At 68.2% G+C, this 20,855-nt stretch carries 3 protein-coding genes; all 3 read left to right on the forward strand.

The window, feature by feature from the left end:
• The first annotated feature begins 19 nt into the window (after nucleotides 1–19).
• Nucleotides 20–16,372 (forward strand): amino acid adenylation domain-containing protein, encoded by a 16,353-nt coding sequence (locus AC1DXX_RS29845; RefSeq protein WP_478137818.1) that lies wholly within the window; start codon nucleotides 20–22, stop codon nucleotides 16,370–16,372.
• Between the two features lie 88 nt (nucleotides 16,373–16,460).
• A complete protein-coding gene (locus tag AC1DXX_RS29850; RefSeq protein ID WP_478137819.1) occupies nucleotides 16,461–17,474 on the forward strand; it encodes a phytanoyl-CoA dioxygenase family protein in 1,014 nt (337 codons plus the stop codon).
• Nucleotides 17,475–17,490: 16 nt separating this feature from the next.
• Nucleotides 17,491–20,855, forward strand: a 3,365-nt coding sequence (locus tag AC1DXX_RS29855; protein ID WP_478137820.1) for an amino acid adenylation domain-containing protein, incomplete at its 3' end; no start/stop codon positions are given.

The following is a 20,855-nucleotide window of genomic DNA, read 5'->3' on the forward strand; positions in this document are numbered from 1 at the left end:
TGTGTGGGCCGCGGCCTGTGTGGGCCGCGGCCTGGAGATGGTCGTGGCTTTGCTGGGCATCCTGAAGGCGGGCGGAGCCTATCTGCCGCTGGACCCGAACTACCCCGCCGAGCGCATCCGCATCATTCTGGAAGAGGCCTGCCCGAGACTGGTGCTCACCCACAGCGAACTGCAGCATCTGCCAGGCCAGGAAACACCCACGTTCTGTCTGGACGCGCAAGCCGATGAATTGGCCGCCTGGCCCACACACCCGCTGGAAGCAGGCGTTCATCCAGAGAATCTGGCTTACGTGATCTACACCTCGGGCTCTACCGGGCGGCCCAAGGGCGTGGGCATCCGCCACGGCAGTGCCAGCGCCTTCCTGGCCTGGGTGCACGAGGTGTTCGATGCGCAGTGGCTGCGCCATGTGCTGGCCAGCACCTCGTTGAATTTCGACCTCTCGGTGTTCGAGCTGTTCGCGCCATTGAGTTGCGGCGGCACCGTGTGGGTGGTACCCAACGTGCTGGCTTTGGCGCAAGGTTCGGCGGCCGCACGTGCGCCTCTGACGCTCGTCAATACCGTCCCTTCGGCCATCGCCGAACTGGAGCGCAGCGGGGCGATCCCCGAGAGCGTGAAGGTGATCAACGTGGCCGGCGAGGCCTTGGCCTTGCAACTGGTGCGGCAGCTGTATCGCAGTACCGGCGTGGAGCACATCTTCAATCTCTACGGTCCCTCGGAAGACACCACTTATTCGACCTGGGCGTCGCTTGCGCACGGGATGACGGGGCCTGTGCCCATTGGCCGCCCCATCGCCAACACACAGGTCTACCTGCTCGACGCGCATTTCAATCCGGTGCCCTTGGGCGTGGCCGGGGAGCTGTACGTGGCGGGAGCAGGGCTGGCGCGTGGCTACCTGAGCCGCCCGGATCTGACGGCCGAGCGCTTCATCCCTCATCCCTTCAGCACCGAGCCGGGTGCGCGCATGTACCGCACGGGCGACCTTGCCCGTCATCTGCCGGACGGCACGCTCGACTATCTGGGCCGCGTCGATCATCAAGTCAAGATCCGCGGGTTCCGCATCGAGCTGGGCGAAATCGAAGCAGTGCTTGGCGCGCAACCCGAGGTGCGCGAAGCGCTGGTTCTGGCGCGAGAAGACACACCGGGCGACAAACGGCTGGTCGCTTATGTCGTGCCGCAGCCGGGCCAGACGCCTTCACCGCCGCAGCTCCGCGCAGCGCTGGCGCAGCGCTTGCCCGACTACATGGTGCCGGCACATGTCGTGCTCCTGGATGCGTTGCCACTCACGCCCAACGGCAAGGTCGACCGCAAGGCGTTGCCGATGCCGCAGTCGGTGTCCGACCCCGCGACCTATATCGCCCCGGGCACGCCAACGCAGGAGATCCTTGCCGGCATCTGGGTGCAGACGCTGCACGTGGAGCGTGTCGGCGCCCACGATCATTTCTTCGACCTGGGCGGCCATTCGCTCATTGCGACGCAGACCATCGCGCAGATCCGAAACCAACTCGGCATCGACCTGCCGCTGCGCACGTTGTTCGAGTCCCCCACGCTGGCAATGCTTGCGGCACGCATCGATGTCCAGCGCCAGGAAGAAGCAGGCCTTGCCGCGTCCGACGCGCCGCTGGCGCCCATCGAGCGCCAGGGGCCGCTGAGCCTGTCCTTCGCCCAGCAGCGCCTGTGGTTCCTCGACCAGTTCGAACCTGGCAGCGCGCTCTACAACATCGCGGGCGCGGTCAAACTGCAAGGCCAGCTTGATCCAGCGGCGCTCGCGTGGTCGCTCAACGAGGTGGTTCGCCGGCACGAGGCGCTGCGCACCGTTTTCCGCAATGCAGGCGGTCAGGCCGAACAAGTGATCCTGGCGCACCTGGCGCTCTCGCTGCCGGTGCAGGACATCGGCGAGGCCGAGGTGTCGCAGCGCTCGTCGAACGAAGCGCAGGCCCCTTTCGACCTCGAACGAGGCCCCTTGCTGCGCGCCCAACTGCTGAGGCTTCAGCCGCAGGAGCACGTTCTGCTGCTGACCTTGCATCACATCGTGGCCGACGGCTGGTCGATGGGCGTGCTGGCTCGCGAGGTCTCGGCGCTGTACGCGAGCCGGATCGAAGGCCGTGATTCGCCATTGGCACCGCTGCCGATCCAGTACGCCGACTACGCGCACTGGCAGCGGCAATGGCTGCAAGGTGACGCGCTGCACAAGCAACTGGACTACTGGACGCAGCAGCTCTCAGGCGCCCCGAGCTTGCTGACACTGCCCACCGACAAGCCACGCCCGCTCGTGCAGCGCCATCGCGGCGCGTGCCACGACTGGCACATCGCGCCGGCGCTTGCGCATCAACTCAAGGCCTTCGCGCGCAGCCGGCAAGCCACCTTGTTCATGACACTGGCGGCGGGGTTTTCCACGCTGCTGTCGCGCTATGCGGGACAGGACGAAGTCAGCCTTGGCACGGCGGTGGCCAATCGCAGTCGCAGCCAGACCGAAGGGCTTATCGGCTTCTTTGCGAACACGCTGGTGTTGCGCATCGCACAGCAGAAGGGTGACAGCTTCGAGACGCTTCTGGATCGCGTGAAGCAAACCGCGATCGCAGCGTATGCGCATCAGGATCTGCCCTTCGAACGCTTGGTGGAAGCGCTCAAGCCCGAGCGCCACGGCGGCCATGCACCGCTGTTCCAGGCCATGCTTGTACTGCAGAACACCCCCGCGGCCCGGACGCAACTGCCGGGGTTGACGCTGCAAGAGGTGGCGGTCGACAACGGCACGTCCAAGTTCGACCTCGTGCTGAACGTGGTGGACACGGACGAAGCGCAGGGCCTGAAGGCCACGCTGGAATACGACTGCGATCTGTTCGAAGCGCCAAGCATCACCCAGCTGGCGCGCCACTTCGAACACCTGCTGCAATCGATGCTGGCCGCCCCGCAGGCGCCCGTGACGGCGCTGCCGATGCTGTCGTCCGAAGAGCGCCAGCAGCTTCTGGTGGATGGCAACGCCACGGCCGAGCACCGCATGCCGGAGCGCACGCTCACGCAATGGTTCGCGCAGCAGGCCGCCCGCACGCCCGAAGCCGTGGCGGTGGTGTTCGAAGGAGAGGCTCTGAGTTACAGCGCACTCGACGCACGTGCCAACCAGCTCGCGCATTGCCTGCACGCGCAAGGCGTGGGCCCCGAGGTGCTGGTCGGGCTGTGCCTGGAGCGCGGGCTGGAGATGGTGGTGGCGCTGCTGGGCGTTCTGAAAGCAGGCGCAGCCTACCTGCCGCTGGACCTGAGCTACCCGCCCGAGCGCATCCGCCTCATCCTGGAAGAAGCCCGCCCGAGGCTGGTGCTCACGCAAAGCGGGCTGCAAGAAGCTCTGCCTGCACAAGGCATCCCCACGTTCTGCCTCGACGCGCAAGCACCGGAGCTGGCTGCGTGGCCCGCGCATGCCGTGGACGTGGATGTCCGGCCCGACCACCTGGCCTACGTGATCTACACCTCCGGCTCCACCGGGCGGCCCAAGGGCGCCCAGCTGACGCACGGCAACGTCACGCGGCTGCTGGCCGCCACCGACGCCTTCTTCGGTTTCGGCGCCGCCGACGTGTGGACCTTGTTCCATTCCTGTGCCTTCGATTTCTCGGTGTGGGAAATCTGGGGCGCGTTGTTGCATGGCGGGCGCCTCGTGGTCGTTCCGCGTCTGGTCACGCAAAGCCCCGAGCGTTTTCTCGAACTGCTGGTGCGGGAGCAGGTGACGGTGCTCAACCAGACACCGTCGGCTTTCCAGCAACTGGTCCAGGCCGAGCAAGGGCGGGCGGCGCCGCTGGCGCTCAGGCACGTGATCTTCGGTGGCGAGGCGCTGAACCGTGCGGCGCTGGCGCCGTGGTTCGACAAGCACGGCGATGCGCAGCCGCGCCTGACGAACATGTACGGCATCACCGAGACCACGGTGCATGTGACATGGCATGCCCTGCGGCAGGACGAGGCCGCTGCCGCGCAGGGGTGCATTGGGCGCCCGTTGTCCGACCTCGCGTGCTACCTGCTCGATGCGCATCTGAATCCGGTGCCTGTGGGCGTCGCCGGTGAGCTGTATGTGGCGGGGGCAGGGCTGGCGCGTGGCTACCTGGGCCGGCCTGATCTGACCGCCGAGCGCTTCATTCCCAACCCCTTCGGCACCGAGCCGGGTGCGCGCATGTACCGCACAGGTGACCTTGCTCGCCATCTGCGCGACGGCACGCTCGACTATCTGGGCCGCGTCGATCACCAAGTCAAGATTCGCGGATTTCGCATCGAGCTGGGCGAGATCGAAGCCGTGCTTGCCGCCCAGCCCGAGGTGCGCGAAGCGCTCGTGCTCGCGCGAGAAGACACGCCGGGCGACAAGCGACTGGCAGCCTATGTGGTGGCGCAGCCGGGCCACGCGCCAACGGCCGCGCGGCTTCGCACCGCGCTGGCGCAGCGGCTGCCCGACTACATGGTGCCGGCACACGTGGTGCTTCTGGACGCACTGCCGCTCACGCCCAATGGCAAGGTCGACCGGAAGGCGCTGCCGGTGCCGCAGTCGGTGTCGGATCCCACGACCTACATCGCCCCGAACACGCCAACGCAAGAGATCCTGGCCAGCATCTGGGCACAGACGCTGCATGTAGAACGCGTCGGCGCGCAAGATCATTTCTTCGACCTGGGTGGCCATTCGTTGATCGCCACCCAGACCGTGTCGCAGATTCGCAGCCAACTCGGCATTGACCTGCCGCTGCGCACACTGTTCGAAGCGCCGACGCTCTCGGCGCTGGCTGCACGCATCGACGTTCAACGCCAGGAAGAAGCGGGCCTCTCGCGACCCGCCTTGCCCCTGGTCCCGATCGCGCGCCAAGGTCCGCTGAGCCTGTCTTTCGCCCAAAAGCGCCTGTGGTTCCTCGACCAGTTCGAGCCCGGCAGCGCGCTCTACAACATTCCACTCGCCCTGCGACTCACAGGCCGCCTGGACGCTGGGGCACTCCAATGCGCCCTGAACCACGTGGTGCAGCGCCATGAAGCCTTGCGCACCACCTTTGCCGCCCGCCAGGGCGAGCCCGAGCAGGTGGTCCAGCCGCACGTGCACATCGACGTCCCGCAGGAAGACCTGAGCAGCCTCGATGCGGCACAGCGAGAGCGTGCGCTGCGCGACAGGGCCCTGGCCGAAGCCGCACTGGCGTTCGACCTGGCCCGTGCGCCCCTGCTGCGCGCGCGGCTGCTCACGTGCGATCACGAAGACCACGTGCTGCTGCTCACGGTGCACCACATCGTGGCCGACGGCTGGTCGCTCGGCGTGCTGCTGCGCGAGATGTCCGCGCTCTATGCGGCCGAGTGCGAGGGCAGGGAGGCCGCGCTGCCGCCCCTGGCCATTCAATACCCCGACTACGCGCACTGGGAGCGCGAATGGCTGCAAAGCGACGCGCCGGCGCACCAGCTTTCGCACTGGAAGCAGGCGCTGCAAGGCCTGCCGCGGCTGCTGGCGCTGCCCACCGACCGGCCGCGCCCCTCGGTGCAGAGCCATCGCGGCGCCACCTTCGCCATGCGGCTGCCGGCTGGCGCGATCTCGGCGCTGCACAAGCTCGGCCAACGCTCGGGCACCACGCTGTTCATGACGCTGACCGCCGCGCTGAATGTGCTGCTATGGCGCTACAGCGGTCAGGACGATCTGGCCATCGGCACGCCCATCGCGCACCGCACCCGCAGCGAGACCGAAGGGCTGATCGGCTTCTTCGTCAACACGCTGGTGCTGCGCAGCCGCATCGACCCGCGCGCCAGCTTTGCAGCGCTGCTGCACGACGTGCGTCAGACGACCCTGGCGGCCTACGCGCACCAGGACATTCCGTTCGAGCAACTGGTCGACGAACTCAAGCCCGAGCGCCACACCGGCCACCACCCGTTGTTCCAGGTGATGCTGGCGCTGCAGAACGCGCCGCTGGGCGCCATGCACGTGCCCGGCCTGGTGCTGCAGCCGCTGGCCGGCGACGGCGCCACAGCGAAGTTCGACCTGCTCGTCAACGCGATGGAAGAAGACGGCACGCTGGCGCTGGGCTTCGAATATGCCACCGACCTGTTCGACGCCGCAACGATCGCGCGCATGGCGGCGCACTACGTCCGCCTGCTCGAAGCCGTGAGCGAGGACGAGAGCACTCTCGTCGGCGAACTGCCGATGTTGTCGCCCGCCGAACTCACCCAACTGCTGCAGACCTGGAACGACACGGCCGTGCGCCATCCGCAGGACAGCGCACTCGTGCAGCTTTTCGAGCGGCAGGCACGCGAACGCAGCGACGTCACCGCGGTGGCGTTCAACGGCCTCGAACTGCGCTACGGCGAACTCAATGCGCGCGCGAACCGCCTTGCCCATTGCCTGCGCGCACAGGGCGCCGGCCCGGACGTGCTGGTGGGCATTGCGGCCGAGCGCTCGCCCGAGATGGTCGTGATGGTGCTGGCGGTGCTGAAGGCCGGCGCCGCCTGCATGCCGCTGGATCTGTCGTTGCCCGTGCAGCGCCTCGCGTCGATGCTGGACGACGCGCGGCCTGCGCTGCTGCTGACGGTGAATGCGCTGGTGGACCGCGTGACACAGGCCCTGGCCGGCACGCGCGGCTTGCCGATTCCCGTGTTCCCGGTCGATGGCGCAAGCGGGGAGCTGGCCATCTGCGCGCAGACGAACCCCGTTGCGCAGAGCGCTCCCGGGCATCTGGCCTATGTGCTCTACACCTCCGGTTCCACCGGCACGCCTAAGGGCGTGGCCATGACAATCGGCGCACTGCACAACCTCATCGCCTGGCAACTGACCCACCGGGCGGGCAACCAGAGCCCGTTGCAAGGCCCACGCAAGGTCCTGCAGTTCGCCGCGCTGAGCTTCGACGTGTCGTTCCAGGAAATCCTGTCCACCCTGTGCGGCGGCGACACGCTTGTGCTCATCGATGCAAGCCGCCACCGCGACATGGGCGAGCTGCGCCAGTTCATCGCCGACCAGGCCATCGACCGCGTGTTCGTTCCGAACGCGGTGCTGCAGCAGATGTGCGCGATGCCGGTGGCAGGGGCCATCGGCCATGTGCACCAACTTGCAGAGATCGTCACCGCCGGCGAACAACTGGTGGTGAGCGATGCGCTGGCAGGCTGCGTGCGCGGGGGCAGCGGTGCAGGCGAAACAGCCGTCGACAACCAGTACGGCCCCACCGAGACGCACGTCGTCACCCGGTTCCTGCTGCAGGGCGACCCCGCCACGTGGCCCGTCACGCCGCCGATCGGCCGGCCCCTTCCCAATGTGCGCATCTACCTGCTCGACGACCGGCTCGAGCCGGTGGCGATGGGCGTGGTGGGCGAGCTGTACATCGCAGGTGCCTGCCTGGCGCGCGGCTACCTGAACCGTGCGGCGCTGACGGCCGAACGCTTCGTGCCCGATCCGTTCGCGCCTGCGCCCGGTGAGCGCATGTACCGCTCGGGCGACCTGGCGTGCTACCTGCCCGACGGCAACATCCAGTACAAGGGCCGCACCGATGACCAGGTCAAGCTGCGCGGCTTTCGCATCGAGCTGGGCGAAATCGAGGCGGCGCTCAATGCCATGCCGGAGCTCACCGAGGCCACCGCGCAGGTGCGCGAAGACCGCCCGGGCGACAAGCGGCTCGTTGCCTATGTCGTCGCAAAAGACGGCATGCAGCTCCCTGACGACGCAGAGCTTCGCGCGCGGCTGTTGCTGCGCCTGCCCGAGTACATGGTGCCTGCTGCCATCGTGCACCTGAAGGCACTGCCGCTGAACGCCAGCGCCAAGGTCGATCGTCGGGCCTTGCCTGCGCCCGAGTTGCCGTCGACGAACGCACCCCATGCTCCCGCGCGCACGGCCGTGGAAAAGGAACTCGTCGCCATCTGGGCCGAGGTGCTCGGGGCCGCGCAGGTGGGCATCCTCGACAACTTCTTCGAGCTCGGCGGGCATTCCTTCCTGGCGATGCGCCTGATCGCGAAGATGCACGAGCGCCTGCGGGCCCGCGTGCCGCTGGCCATGCTTTTTTCGCGACCCACCATCGCGCAGCTCGGCGAATGGATCGAGGGCGTGCGCACGGCTGCGCACCGGCCGATTCCGATCCTGCCCGACAGGCCGGCCTATCCGCTGGCGCATGCGCAGTTGCGCCTGTGGCTGGTCCAGCAATTGCGCCCGAACAGCACCGCGTACCACCAGCCCGCGGTGATCGACCTGCCGGCCGGTGTGAACGCCGCGCAGGTGCGCGAGGCGCTGAATGCCCTGGCCGCGCGCCACGCCTCGCTGCGCACCGTGTTCTCGCCGGGCGACGATGCGCCGGTGCAGGTCATCCGTCCGTCGCTGGCCTTCGACCTGCAGACAGCGCAAGCCGCGTCCCCAGAGGCGTTCGACGCGCTCGAGCGCCAGGACGCCGTGCGGCCGTTCGACCTCGAACACGGTCCGCTGTGCAGGGCCACCTTCGTCTCGACCTGGGACGACCGCGCGGTGCTGCTGTGGAACATGCACCACATCATCGTGGATGGCCCCTCGCTCGCCATCCTCAGGCGCGAGGCCGTGACTTTGCTCGACGGTGGTGGTGGTGGTGCTGGCGGTGCGGCGCGCCGTCTGCCACCCGTGCCGGCCGCGCGTTATGTCGACTTTGCCGCATGGCAGAACGAGGAACTCCAGGGCGACGCGGACGGCAGCCGGGCGTTCTGGCATGCCGAGCTGGGCGGCGAACTGCCGCGCATGAACCTGCCGTACGACACGCCGCCGGGTCACCACACGCACGATGCCGGCGCGGCCTACCGCCTGCGCATTCCCGCGCAGACCGTGCAGTCGCTGCGCCGCCTGGCGCTGGCCGAGCAATCGACGCTCTTCCACGTGCTGCTGGCATCGCTGCTCCTGTGGCTGAATCGCATCACGGGGCAGGACGACCTGATCGTCGGCTCGCCGGTGTCGGGGCGCCCGCACGCGGACTTCGAAAACGTGGTCGGCAATTTCTCGAACGCCATCCTGCTGCGCAACCACGTCGATGCGCACGAGCCCTTTGCCGCGCTGCTGCGGCGCGTGCGCGACCGGACGCTGCAGGCCCTGCGCCACCAGAGCTATCCGCTGGAGCTGCTGCTCAACGAGCTGGGCGTCGTGGCCGAGGGCAGCCGTTTGCCCGCATCGCCCGTGTTCCTCAACCTGCTGAATTTCGAGGAGATGGGCGATGCCGTGCCGGCGCAGGTGCCGTCGCATCGCACGCTGGCGCAGGAAATGAAGTTCGACCTGAACTTCTACATCGGCGAGCATGCGCAAGGCCTGGACATCGATTGCCACTACCGGACGGCCTGCTTCGAGGCGCAGACGGTGGAATACCTGGGCGACGCGCTGGCGCACCTGCTCGGGCAGATCGCCGCGGTGGCGGCTCAACCCCTGTCCGCGGTGGCGCTGTTCGAGGTCGAGGAGCGGCATGTCGAGCCGCTGCCGCTGCCGGCCGGCCGCCTGCGCGATGCATCGGACGCATTCAGCGAAGAAGACATCGAGCAAACCATCGCGGCGCGCTTCGAGTCGCAGGTCGTACGCCATGCGCAGCGCGTGGCCGTGAGCGATGCGACGCGCGCGCTGAGCTATCGCGATCTGGACGCCGCCGCCCATGCCGTCGCATCCGCGCTGGCTGGCGAGGCGCGCGAGCGCGCCACCGGCGCAGCGCCATCGCGCATCGCGCTGCTGTTCGAGCACGACGCGCACATGGTCGTGGCCATGCTCGGGGCGTTGAAGGCAGGGCAGGCCTATGTGCCACTCGACCCCGGCTACCCGATCGCGCGCCTGCGCTTCATGCTGGAAGACGCACAAGCCGACTGCCTGCTGGCCGACACCCGCACGCTGCGGCTGGCCGAGGAGCTCGTGGCGGCGGTGGGGCCGCGCGCGGGCGGGCGCTCCGTGCGCATCATCGACATCGACCAACTGCGCGCGCCCGCCACGGTCGGCGCACCAGTCAAGGCGCAGCCCGATGACATCGCCTACGTGCTCTTCACCTCCGGCTCCACCGGTCAGCCCAAGGGGGTGATGCAAAGCCATCGCAACGCGCTGCACTTCAGCCGGCAGTACACCAACAACCTGCGCCTGGGCGCTGACGACACGCTGTGCCTGCTGGCCTCGTACAGCTTCGATGCGGCGGTGATGGACATCTTCGGCGCGCTGCTGAACGGCGCGCGCCTGCTCATTGTCGATCCGCGCGGTGCTTCGCCCGAGGCCATCGTGCGGCGCATCGAGGAAGAGGGCGTGTCGGTCTACCACTCCACCCCCACGCTGTACCGCCATCTGTTCGGCATGGCGCGGGTGCTCGAGGCGCCGGCCCTGCGTCTGGCCGTGTTGGGTGGCGAGCCGGTCACGCGGGCCGATCTGACGCTTTTCGACGCCGTGTTTCCGGCGGGCTGCGTGCTCGTCAACGGCTATGGCCCGACCGAATCCACGCTCGCGCTGCAGCAGTTCATCCAACATGGCGAAACGGGCCTGCGGCCGCCGCCCGTCGGGCTGCCCATCGCCGGCACCGCCATCGCGCTCGGCCATCCGCAAGCCCGGTCGCACGCGTACCAGAGCGGCGAGATCATCATCCGGTGCGCGCACGTGGCACTCGGCTACTGGAACGCGCCCGAGCTGAGCGCCGCGGCATTCGGCACCGATGCCCAGGGCCAGCGCTTCTACCGCACGGGCGATGTCGGGCGCCGCGAGCGCGACGGCCGCATCACGGTGCTTGGCCGGCTCGACCAGCAGGTGAAGGTGCGCGGCTTTCGGATCGAACTCGGCGAGATCGAGACCGTGCTCAAGGCGGTACCCGGCGTGCGCGAAGCCGTCGTTGCCATCCACCCCGACGGCAACGGCGATGCGCGGCTTGCGGCCTACGTGGTGCCGCACGACGGCACCACCGCACACGTACCGGTCGAAGCGAAAACCGGCTTCAGTCTTTTCTACTTCGGCGCCGAGGCGCAGGCGGGCGAGAGCGACTACGACTTCTATCTGAAGTCGGCGCAGTTCGCCGACCGCAACGGCTTCGAAGCCGTGTGGACGCCCGAGCGGCATTTCGATGCGGTGGGCAACCTGTATCCCAACCCTTCCGTGCTCAACGCCGCGCTCGCCACGGCCACGCGCCACGTGCAGCTGCGCGCGGGCAGCGTGGTGCTGCCGCTGCACAACCCTCTGCGCGTGGCCGAGGAATGGGCGGTGGTGGACCGCCTGTCGCACGGGCGCGTGGGCATGGCGATTGCCAGCGGCTGGCATGCGCGCGACTTCGTGCTCGCGCCCGAGCGCTTCGAGGCGCGCCGCCAGGTGATGCAGGAGGGCATCCAGACGCTCAGGCGGCTGTGGCGCGGCGAATCCGTTTCGCTGCCTGACGGTGCCGGCGGCATGTCCGACGTGCGCACCTTCCCGCAGCCCGTGCAGGCGGAACTGCCGTTGTGGATCACGGCGGCGGGCAACCCCGAGACCTTCAAGCACGCGGGCGCCATCGGCGCCCACCTGCTGACGCACATGCTCGGCCAGACCACCGAGAAGCTGGCCGAGAACATCGCGCTGTACCGTGAGTCATTGGTCGCGCACGGCCACGACCCGCGCAGCCGCCGCGTCACCCTGATGGTCCACACCTTCGTCGGCGAGGACTACGGCGCCACGCTCGCGCGCGCCAAGCCGGCGTTCATCCGCTACCTGCGCGCCCACGTGGAGTTGTGGCGCCCGCTCATGAAGAACGTGAAGGACGCGGACCGCGCGCCCACGCAGCAGGAAATCGACGACGTGCTGGAGTACGCGTTCCAGCGCTACTCACGCACGGCCGCGCTCATCGGCACGCCGCAAAGCTGCCTGCCCATCGTGCGTGCGCTGCAGAACGCGGGCGTCACCGAGTTCGGCTGCCTGATTGACTGGATGGATGCGGCCGATGCCTACGCCGCACTCGACAGCCTGCAAGCGCTGCACCGGCTCGCGCTGGCCTCGGCGCCACCGACCGAACGCGCACTGGCCGAGCACTGCCGCGCGCGCCTGCCGGCCTACATGGTGCCCGCGCGGTTCATGCTGCTCGAGTCGCTGCCGCTCACGCCCACCGGCAAGGTCGACCGCCGCGCCTTGCCCGCACCGGGCGAGGACCTGCGCCGCGATGCCTACGTGGCACCGCGCACCCCCACCGAGCGGGCACTGGCCGAGATCTGGGCCGAAGCCCTGCGCTGCGAGGCCGTGGGTGCGGAGGACAACTTCTTCGTGCTGGGCGGCCACTCGCTGCTCGCGCTGAAGCTGATCCAGCTCATCGAAAAGCGCTTCTCGATGCGCATCGCGCTCACCGTGCTGGTCGAGAACGCGGTGCTGCATCAGCTGGCATCGGCGCTCGACCGGTTGACGGACACGGCTTCGGGCGGCGAGGCGTCGTTCGTGTTCCCCTCGCTCGCGTCCGACGCCGCCTCCGCGCACCTGCCGTTCCCGCTCAATGACGTGCAGGAGGCGTACTGGATCGGGCGCGGCAACGCGCTGTCGCTGGGCGGCGTGGGCGCGCATTCCTACATGGAAATCCGCGTGACCGCGCTCGATGTGCCGCGCTTCACCACAGCCCTGAACCGCCTGATCCAGCGCCACGGCATGCTGCGTGCCGTGTTCGACCACGACGGCACCCAGCGCGTGCTGCAGGACGTGCCCGCGTACGTGGTGCCGCTGCTCGATCTGCGCGGCCAGGCGCAGGACGTGGTGGATGCCGGCCTTCTCGCGGTGCGCGATGCGCTGTCGCACCAGCTCTTCGACGCCGGTGTCTGGCCGCTGTTCGAGTTCCGCGTCACGCGGTTGGCCGGCGACACGAGCATCCTGCACGTCAGCACCGACGCGCTGGTGCGCGACACGACGAGCAACCAGATCATCGCCTCCGAACTGGAGCGCCTCTACGCGCAGCCAGACCGGGTGCTGCCGCCGCTCGGGCTGAGCTTCCGCGACTACGTGCTGGCCGAGCGCGCGCTGAAGACGAGCGACTGGTACCAGCGCGCCTTGCGCTACTGGCGCGACCGGCTGGCCGATTTCGCGCCCGCGCCGGAGCTGCCGCTCGCGCGGCGGCCGGAGAGCATCGCGCAGCCCAAGTTCACGCGGCGCCGCGGCACGGTGGCTGCGGACGACTGGTCGCGGCTGAAGGCCCGCGCGCAGGCGGCCGCCGTCACGCCGTCGGCCCTGCTGATGGCGGTGTTCGCCGAAGTGCTGGCGGCCTGGAGCAAGCGGCCGCGCTTCACCATCAACCTCACGCTGTTCAACCGGCTGCCGCTGCATGCGCAGGTGAACGACATCGTGGGCGATTTCACCTCGCTCATCCTGCTGCAGGCGCAGCCGGATGCCGCGGGCTCGTTCCTGTCCAACGCGCAGGCCTTGCAGACGCAGCTGTGGCGCGACATCGATCACGCGGCCGTGAGCGGCATCCAGGTGCTGCGCGAGCTGTCGCAGAAAACGGGCGCGCAGCAGGCGAGCATGCCTGTCATCTTCACGAGCACGCTGACCAACCAGAACCAGTCGTGGGCAGCGTCGGGCATCAACGGTGGTGCACCGGGTGTTGCACAGGGCGGCGCGAACAACGGCGAGATCTTCAGCGAGGTCATCTATCACATCAGCCAGACGCCCCAGGTCTGGCTCGACCACCAGGTGGGCGAGATCGCGGGCGCGCTCTTCTTCAACTGGGACGCGATCGAAGAGATCTTTCCGCAGGGCATGCTCGACGAGATGTTCGCGGCTTACTGCGCGCGGCTCGCCTCGCTGGCTGGCGACGAGGCCGTGTGGCAGCGCCCCACGCCTGCGCTGCTCACCGACAGGAGCGCGAGCGTGCAGGCGGCGGCCAATGCGGGCCACGGGTTCATGCCCGAAGACCTGCCGCTGCACATGCTCTTCGACCGCCAGGCGCGGCGGGCACCGCAACGCACCGCGGTCATCGACCCTGCGCGCGAGCTGAGCTACGGCGAGCTGCGTGCGCGGGCCGGCGAACTGGGCGCGCGGCTGCAGGCGCAGGGCGCGGGCGCCAACCAGCTGGTGGCGGTGGTCATGGCGCGCGGCTGGGAGCAGGCGGTGGCCACGCTCGGCGTGCTGTACGCCGGCGCGGCCTACCTGCCGCTCGATCCGGCGCTGCCCACCGAGCGGCTGCATCACATCATTCGGCGCGCCGGCGTAAAGATCGCCCTGACGCAGCCGCACCTGATGCAGCGCGTGGAATGGCCGGCGGACGTGCAGTGCATCGCGGTCACCACCGAGCCGCCGCAGTCCGTGGCCGAATCTTTCCCGGTGCCAGGCCCGACCACCGACCTGGCCTACGTGATCTATACCTCGGGCTCGACCGGCGAGCCCAAGGGCGTGATGATCGACCATCGCGGCGCGGTGAACACGGTGCTCGACATCAACCGCCGCTTCGGCATCGGTGTCGACGACCGCGTGCTGGCGGTTTCCTCGCTGAGTTTCGACCTGTCGGTGTACGACCTGTTCGGCACCTTCTCGGCCGGGGGCGCGGTCGTCATGCTGCCGCCCGAAGCGTCGCGCAACCCCGAGCGCTGGGCCGAGGCGCTCACCGTCCACGGCGTCACGGTCTGGAACTCGGTGCCGGCGCTGCTCGACATGCTGCTCGAATACGCCGACGGCCGGCCCGGCGTCGTGCCCGTAACGCTGCGCCTGGCCATGCTCTCGGGCGACTGGATTCCGCTCGGGCTGCCGCGGCGCTGGCGTGCGCTGCTGCCTTCGGCGCGCATCGTGAGTCTGGGCGGTGCGACCGAGGCGTCGATCTGGTCCATCTTCCATCCGATCGACGAGGTGCGGCCGCACTGGCGCAGCATTCCGTACGGCAAGCCGCTCGCCAACCAGAGTTTTCACGTGCTCGACGATGCCCTGCGGCCACGGCCCGTGTGGGTGCCGGGCGAGCTCTACATCGGCGGTACCGGCGTGGCGCAGGGCTACTGGCGCGACGAGGCCCGCACGGCAGCCAGCTTCATTCGGCATCCGCAGACGAACGAGCGCCTGTACCGCACGGGGGATTTCGGCCACTACCTGCCGGACGGCAGCATCGAGTTCCTGGGCCGCGAAGACACGCAGGTCAAGGTGCAGGGCTTGCGCATCGAGCTCGGCGAGATCGAAGCCGCGCTGACGCGCCACGCCGACGTGCAAGCCGCCGTCGTGCATGCCGTGGGCGAGGCCTTGGGCGAGAAGCGGCTGGTCGCCTACGTGGTGCCGGGCGAAGGCGCGCAACCGCAGGGTGAGACGTTGCGCGCCTTCCTGGCGGCCAGCCTGCCGCCGTACATGGTGCCGGCCCTCTACATGCTGCTGCCGGCATTGCCGCTGTCTTCCAACGGCAAGGTCGACCGGGGCCGGCTGCCGGCCTTCAGCGCGGACGGTGAGCAGGCCGAAGACGAATCGGCCTTCGCGCCCGCCGGTGCGCAGGAGCTGCGCATCGTCGAGATCGTACAGGGCATCCTGAAGCAACAGGACATCGTGGCCGCCGACAACCTGCTCAACCTGGGCGCCACCTCGATCGACATCGTGCGCATCGGCAATGCGCTGTCGACGGAGCTGGGCTTCCGTGCCTCGCTGGCCCGGCTGCTGACAACGCCCACCTTGCGCGAGCTGATCGAGATGTTCCGCGAGCACCAGGCGCAGACCGCCATCGTGCATGCCGCGCAGCGTGTGGCCGTGCAGGCCCCGGCGCCATTGCCTGCAACGGCCATCCTCGACCCCGAGGCCCGGCAGGCATTCAAGGACGGCCAGCCGGGGCTGCGGCGCTTCGAGGCGTCTGCCCCGGCGCTGGCCTTGCCGGCGCCGTTCGACCCTGACCGCGCCGAACGCCTGCAGGCCCACCGCTCGGTGCGCCGCTTCCTGCAGGCGCCGGTGAAGGTGGAGGCGTTTGCGCAACTGCTGGGGTGCCTGGGCGAGGGCGATTTGCAGGGCCAGCCCAAGTACATGTACCCCTCCGCCGGGGGGCTGTACGCCGTGCAGACCTACGTGTACGTGAAGCCGGGCCGCCTGCAAGGCGTGGAGGGCGGCGCGTACTACCACGACCCGAAACGCAACACTCTGGTGCGCACCTCGCAAGAGGGCCAGGGTGCCCTGACCGCGCAAGCCTACGGCAGCTTCGTCAGCGGCCCGGTGTTCGAAGAGGGCGCCTTCGCCATCTTCTTCGTTGCCCAGCTTGCGGCCATCGAGCCCTTGTACGGCGAAAAGAGCATGGAGTTCTGCCACATCGAGGCCGGAGCCATGGCGCAACTGATGACGGCCTGTGCCGCGCCGGTGGCGCTGGGCCTGTGCGGCATCGGCATGGTGGACGTGGTGCAGATCGCGCCGCTCTTCGCGCTCGAAGCGAGCCACCGGCTGGTGTACTCGATGGTCGGCGGCGCCAGGGCCGGGGACGACCGCCACGGCGATGCGCCGCTGGAGCTGACCTCGGCCATCACCGGCCATGAAGACATCGAAGTGTGATGACCCAAGCAGACCGTGATCAAACGGCGCAGATTTCCAGGGAATTTCAAACCATGACCCACAAGGTCGAATCGGAGGCATCGAACTTATGTCCGCACAGCTGAAACCATCACTGTCCACCCCCGAGATTTTCTGGCGCGACGGCTTCGTCGGGCCCTTGGCGCTCGGCGTTCCGCGAGATCTGCTGGACAGCGTGGCCGCGCGTCTGGACCGCATGCTGGATTCGCACGCCGAGCAACCGCTGTACGGCCGGTTCTCGGTGCGCGACTGGCACCTGCTCGACGAAGACATCCTGGCGCTGCTGAGCCATCCGAAGATCATCGAGGCCGTGGCCAGCGTGCTCGGGCCCGACCTGCTGCTGTGGCGCTCCAAGATCTTCCTCAAGCGGCCCGGTGAAGCGTCGCTCGGCTGGCACCAGGAATGGGGCGCTTTCAACGGCGAGGAAATCGGCAATGACCGCCCGGCGCTGCATCCTTCGCCCGAAGCGAAAAACAGCATCTGGAACCTCACGGTCTGGGTGGCGCTGGACGACGTGACGCCGGACATGGGCCCGGTGCGCTTCGCGCGCGGCACGCACACGCACCGCTTCCCCATCGAGATGCAGCCGCTGGTGCAGTCCGAGTTCTGGCACGACCCGTTCCTGGACACGTCCAGCGCGCAGACGCTCATCGAACGCGCCGATGCGAACTCGCTGGTGCTTGACATTCGCACCGACCACATCTTCAAGAACGTGGACCGCGAGCGCATCACGCTGGACGAGGCCAAGGCCATGCTGATCAACGGGCTGAAGAACGAAGTGGGCGCGGTCACGCTGGACTTCGACGACACCCGGCAGGACGTGGTCGACCTGCCCATGGACGCGGGCTCGTTCGTGATGTTCAGCGAGCGCACCATGCACGGCTCGTCGGAAAACCATACGCCGCGTCGCCGCTTGGCCATCAATGCCCGCTACACGCGCGCGGACACGGTCGTCTACCCCTTCCGCGAACACTCGGAGAACATCGACGGCTCCAACCTCGACATCTCGCAGCACGAGTGCATTCTCGTGTCGGGCAAGGCGCTCACCCCGCGCAATGTCATCCGTAAAACCGGTCCACGCTGAACGCAAGGTTTTCGGGATGACCGCCTATGAGCTGATCGACTTCTTCAACCGCCACGCGATCCGGCTGGAGACCGACGGCGAGAAGCTGCGCTGCCGTACGCCGCCCGGCTTCATGACGCCGACGTTGAAAGGGCTGCTGCAGCGGCACAAGGCGCAGATCATCCGGCTGCTGGGTGAAAGCGGCGAAGGGGGCGAGGGCGGCGAGACCATTCCTGCGCGGCCGGCGGCGAACGCGTCGAGCGCGCCGCTGTCGTTTGCGCAGCAGCGCCTGTGGTTCCTGGACCAGTTCGAGGCTGGCAGCGCGGCGTACAACGTGGCGGTGGCGGTGAGGTTGCTGGGGCGGCTGGATCATTCGGCGCTCGAAGGTGCGCTGAATGACGTGGTGGCACGGCACGAGTCGTTGCGCACGCGTTTCGGCAGGAGCGACGAGGGCGAGCCTTGCCAGATCATCGAGGCGAAGCTGGCGCTCGTGCTGCCGCTTGAAGACATTGCGGGGGGCGATGTGGCGGCGAGCATTCGCGCGGAAGCGCAGACGCCGTTCGATCTTGCGCAGGGGCCCGTCGTGCGAGGCCGGCTGCTGGTGCGCGCGCCTGAGGAGCATGTGCTGCTGCTGACCTTGCACCACGTCGTGGCCGATGGGTGGTCGATGGGGGTGCTGGTGCGCGAGGTGTCGGCGCTGTATGCGAGTCGGGTTGGCGGGTTTGATTCGCCATTGGCGCCGCTGCCGATTCAGTATGCCGACTACGCGCACTGGCAGCGGCAATGGCTGCAAGGGGAGGCGCTGCACAAGCAACTGGACTATTGGACGCAGCAGCTTTCGGGCGCGCCCAGCCTGTTGACGCTGCCCACTGATCGGCCAAGGCCTTTGGTGCAGCGCCATCGTGGCGCGAGGCATGACTGGCACATCGCGCCCGCACTGACAAGTCAGCTCAAGGCCTTTGTGCGCAGCCGGCAAGCTACMTTGTTCATGGCGCTGGCGGCAGGGTTCGCCACTCTGCTGGCGCGCTACGCGGGGCAAGACGAAGTCAGCCTGGGCACGGCGGTGGCCAATCGCAGCCGCAGCCAGACGGAAGGTCTCATCGGCTTCTTTGCGAACACGCTGGTGTTGCGCATCGCGCAGCGCCGGGGCGACAGCTTCGAGACGTTGCTCGAACGCGTGAAGCAAACTGCGATCGCGGCCTACGCCCATCAAGACCTGCCCTTCGAACGCTTGGTGGAAGCGCTCAAGCCCGAACGCCACAGTGGCCATGCACCGTTGTTCCAGGCGATGCTGGTGTTGCAGAACACCCCCTCTGCGCAGGCGCGACTGCCGGGCTTGATTCTGGAAGAAGTGGTGGTGGACAACGGCACGTCCAAGTTCGATCTCATGCTCAACGTCACGGACGTGGGCGAGAGACTGAAGGCCACGCTGGAATACGACAGTGATCTGTTCGAGGCGCGCAGCATGGCGCAGCTCGCGCGTCACTTCGAGCAGTTGATGCAAGAGATGGTGGCCGCCCCGCAGACTCCGGTGATGGAGCTGCCGCTGTTGTCGCTCGAAGAGCGCCGCCAGGTTCTGGTCGAGTGGAACGCCACGACCACTTCGTACGCGCAGGATCAAACGATCACGCAATGGTTCGAGCAGCAGGCCGCCCGCACACCAGAGGCTGTCGCGGTGATGTGCGAAGAGCAGGCGCTGAGCTACGGTGAGCTCGATGCGCGGGCCAATCAACTCGCGCGCTACTTGCGTGCGCAAGGCGTGGGCCCCGAGGTGCTGGTCGGGCTCTGTGTGGGCCGCGGCCTGGAGATGGTCGTGGCTTTGCTGGGCATCCTGAAGGCGGGCGGCGCCTATTTGCCGCTGGACCCGAACTACCCGGCCGAGCGCATCCGCGTCATCCTGGACGAAGCCTGCCCGAGACTGGTGCTGACCCAAAGCGGTCTGCAACACTCGCTCGGGCAGGGTGCCGTCACATTCTTCCTCGACGCGCAAGCATTGGAACTGGCAGCTTGGCCCACACAGCCCTTGGACGCCGGCGTCCGGCCAGACAACCTGGCCTATGTGATCTACACCTCCGGCTCCACTGGGCGGCCCAAGGGCGTGGGCATTCGCCACGGCAGCGCGAATGCTTTCCTGGCTTGGGTGCATCAGGTGTTCGATGCGCAATGGTTGCGCCATGTACTGGCCAGCACCTCGTTGAACTTTGACCTCTCCGTGTTCGAACTGTTCGCGCCGCTCGGCTGCGGCGGCACCGTGTGGGTGGTACCCAACGTGCTGGCTTTGGCGCAAGGTTCGGCGGCCGCACGCGCGCCGCTGACGCTGATCAACACCGTGCCTTCAGCCATTGCCGAACTGGAGCGTAGCGGGTCGATCCCGAAGACGGTGAAGGTGATCAATGTCGCTGGGGAAGCACTGGCCCTGCAGTTGGTGCAGCAGCTGTACCGCAGCACCGGCGTAGAGCGCATCTTCAACCTCTACGGCCCGTCGGAAGGCACGACGTATTCCACCTGGGCGCCGCTCGCGCGAGAGCTGACGGGGCCTGTGCCGATCGGTCGGCCCATCAGCAACACGCAGGTCTATCTTCTCGACGCGCATTTCAATCCGGTACCCTTGGGGGCGGCTGGTGAGTTGTACGTGGCGGGGGCGGGGGTGGCGCGTGGCTACCTGAGTCGCCCGGATCTGACGGCCGAGCGCTTCGTCCCCAATCCTTTCGGCACCGAGCCTGGTGCGCGCATGTATCGCACAGGAGATCTCGCACGCCATCTGCCCGACGGAACGCTGGATTACCTGGGGCGCATCGACCACCAGGTCAAGATTCGCGGATTCCGCATCGAGTTGGGCGAGATCGAGGCGGTGCTTGCCGCCCAACCCGAGGTGCGCGAAGCGCTGGTGCTCGCGCGGGAAGACACGCCGGGCGACAGGCGGCTGGCGGCCTACGTCGTGCCGCAGCCGGGCCACGCGCCCACGGCCGCGCAGCTTCGCACCGCGCTGGCGCAGCAGCTGCCCGAATACATGGTGCCGGCACACGTGGTGCTTCTGGACGCACTGCCCCTCACGCCCAACGGCAAGGTCGACCGCAAAGCACTCCCCGAGCCTGACGGCAGCGCTCTTGCCAGCAGCCTCTACGAAGCGCCGATCGGTTCGCGCGAAGAAAAGATGGCGGCCGTCTGGGCCCGCTTGTTGGGCGTGGTGCGAGTGGGCCGGCACGACAACTTCTTTGCGCTGGGCGGTCACTCGCTGCTGGCGATCGGCATGGTCGAGCAGTTGCGCCAGCAGGGCATCACCACCGACGCGCGCAGCGTGTTCGCCGCGACGACGCTGGCGGAACTGGCCGCGCGCGTGGATGCACAGGTTCCGGCCGTGGTGGTGCCGGCCAGCACGATCAGCGCGGACGGCGCCAGCAT

The sequence above is a fragment of the Variovorax sp. P4_B10 genome (assembly GCF_056402375.1).

Excerpts from the sequence above, each read along its gene's own strand:
- AC1DXX_RS29850 (WP_478137819.1), top strand. The coding sequence starts at position 16,461 with ATGTCCGCACAGCTGAAACCATCACTGTCCACCCCCGAGATTTTCTGG.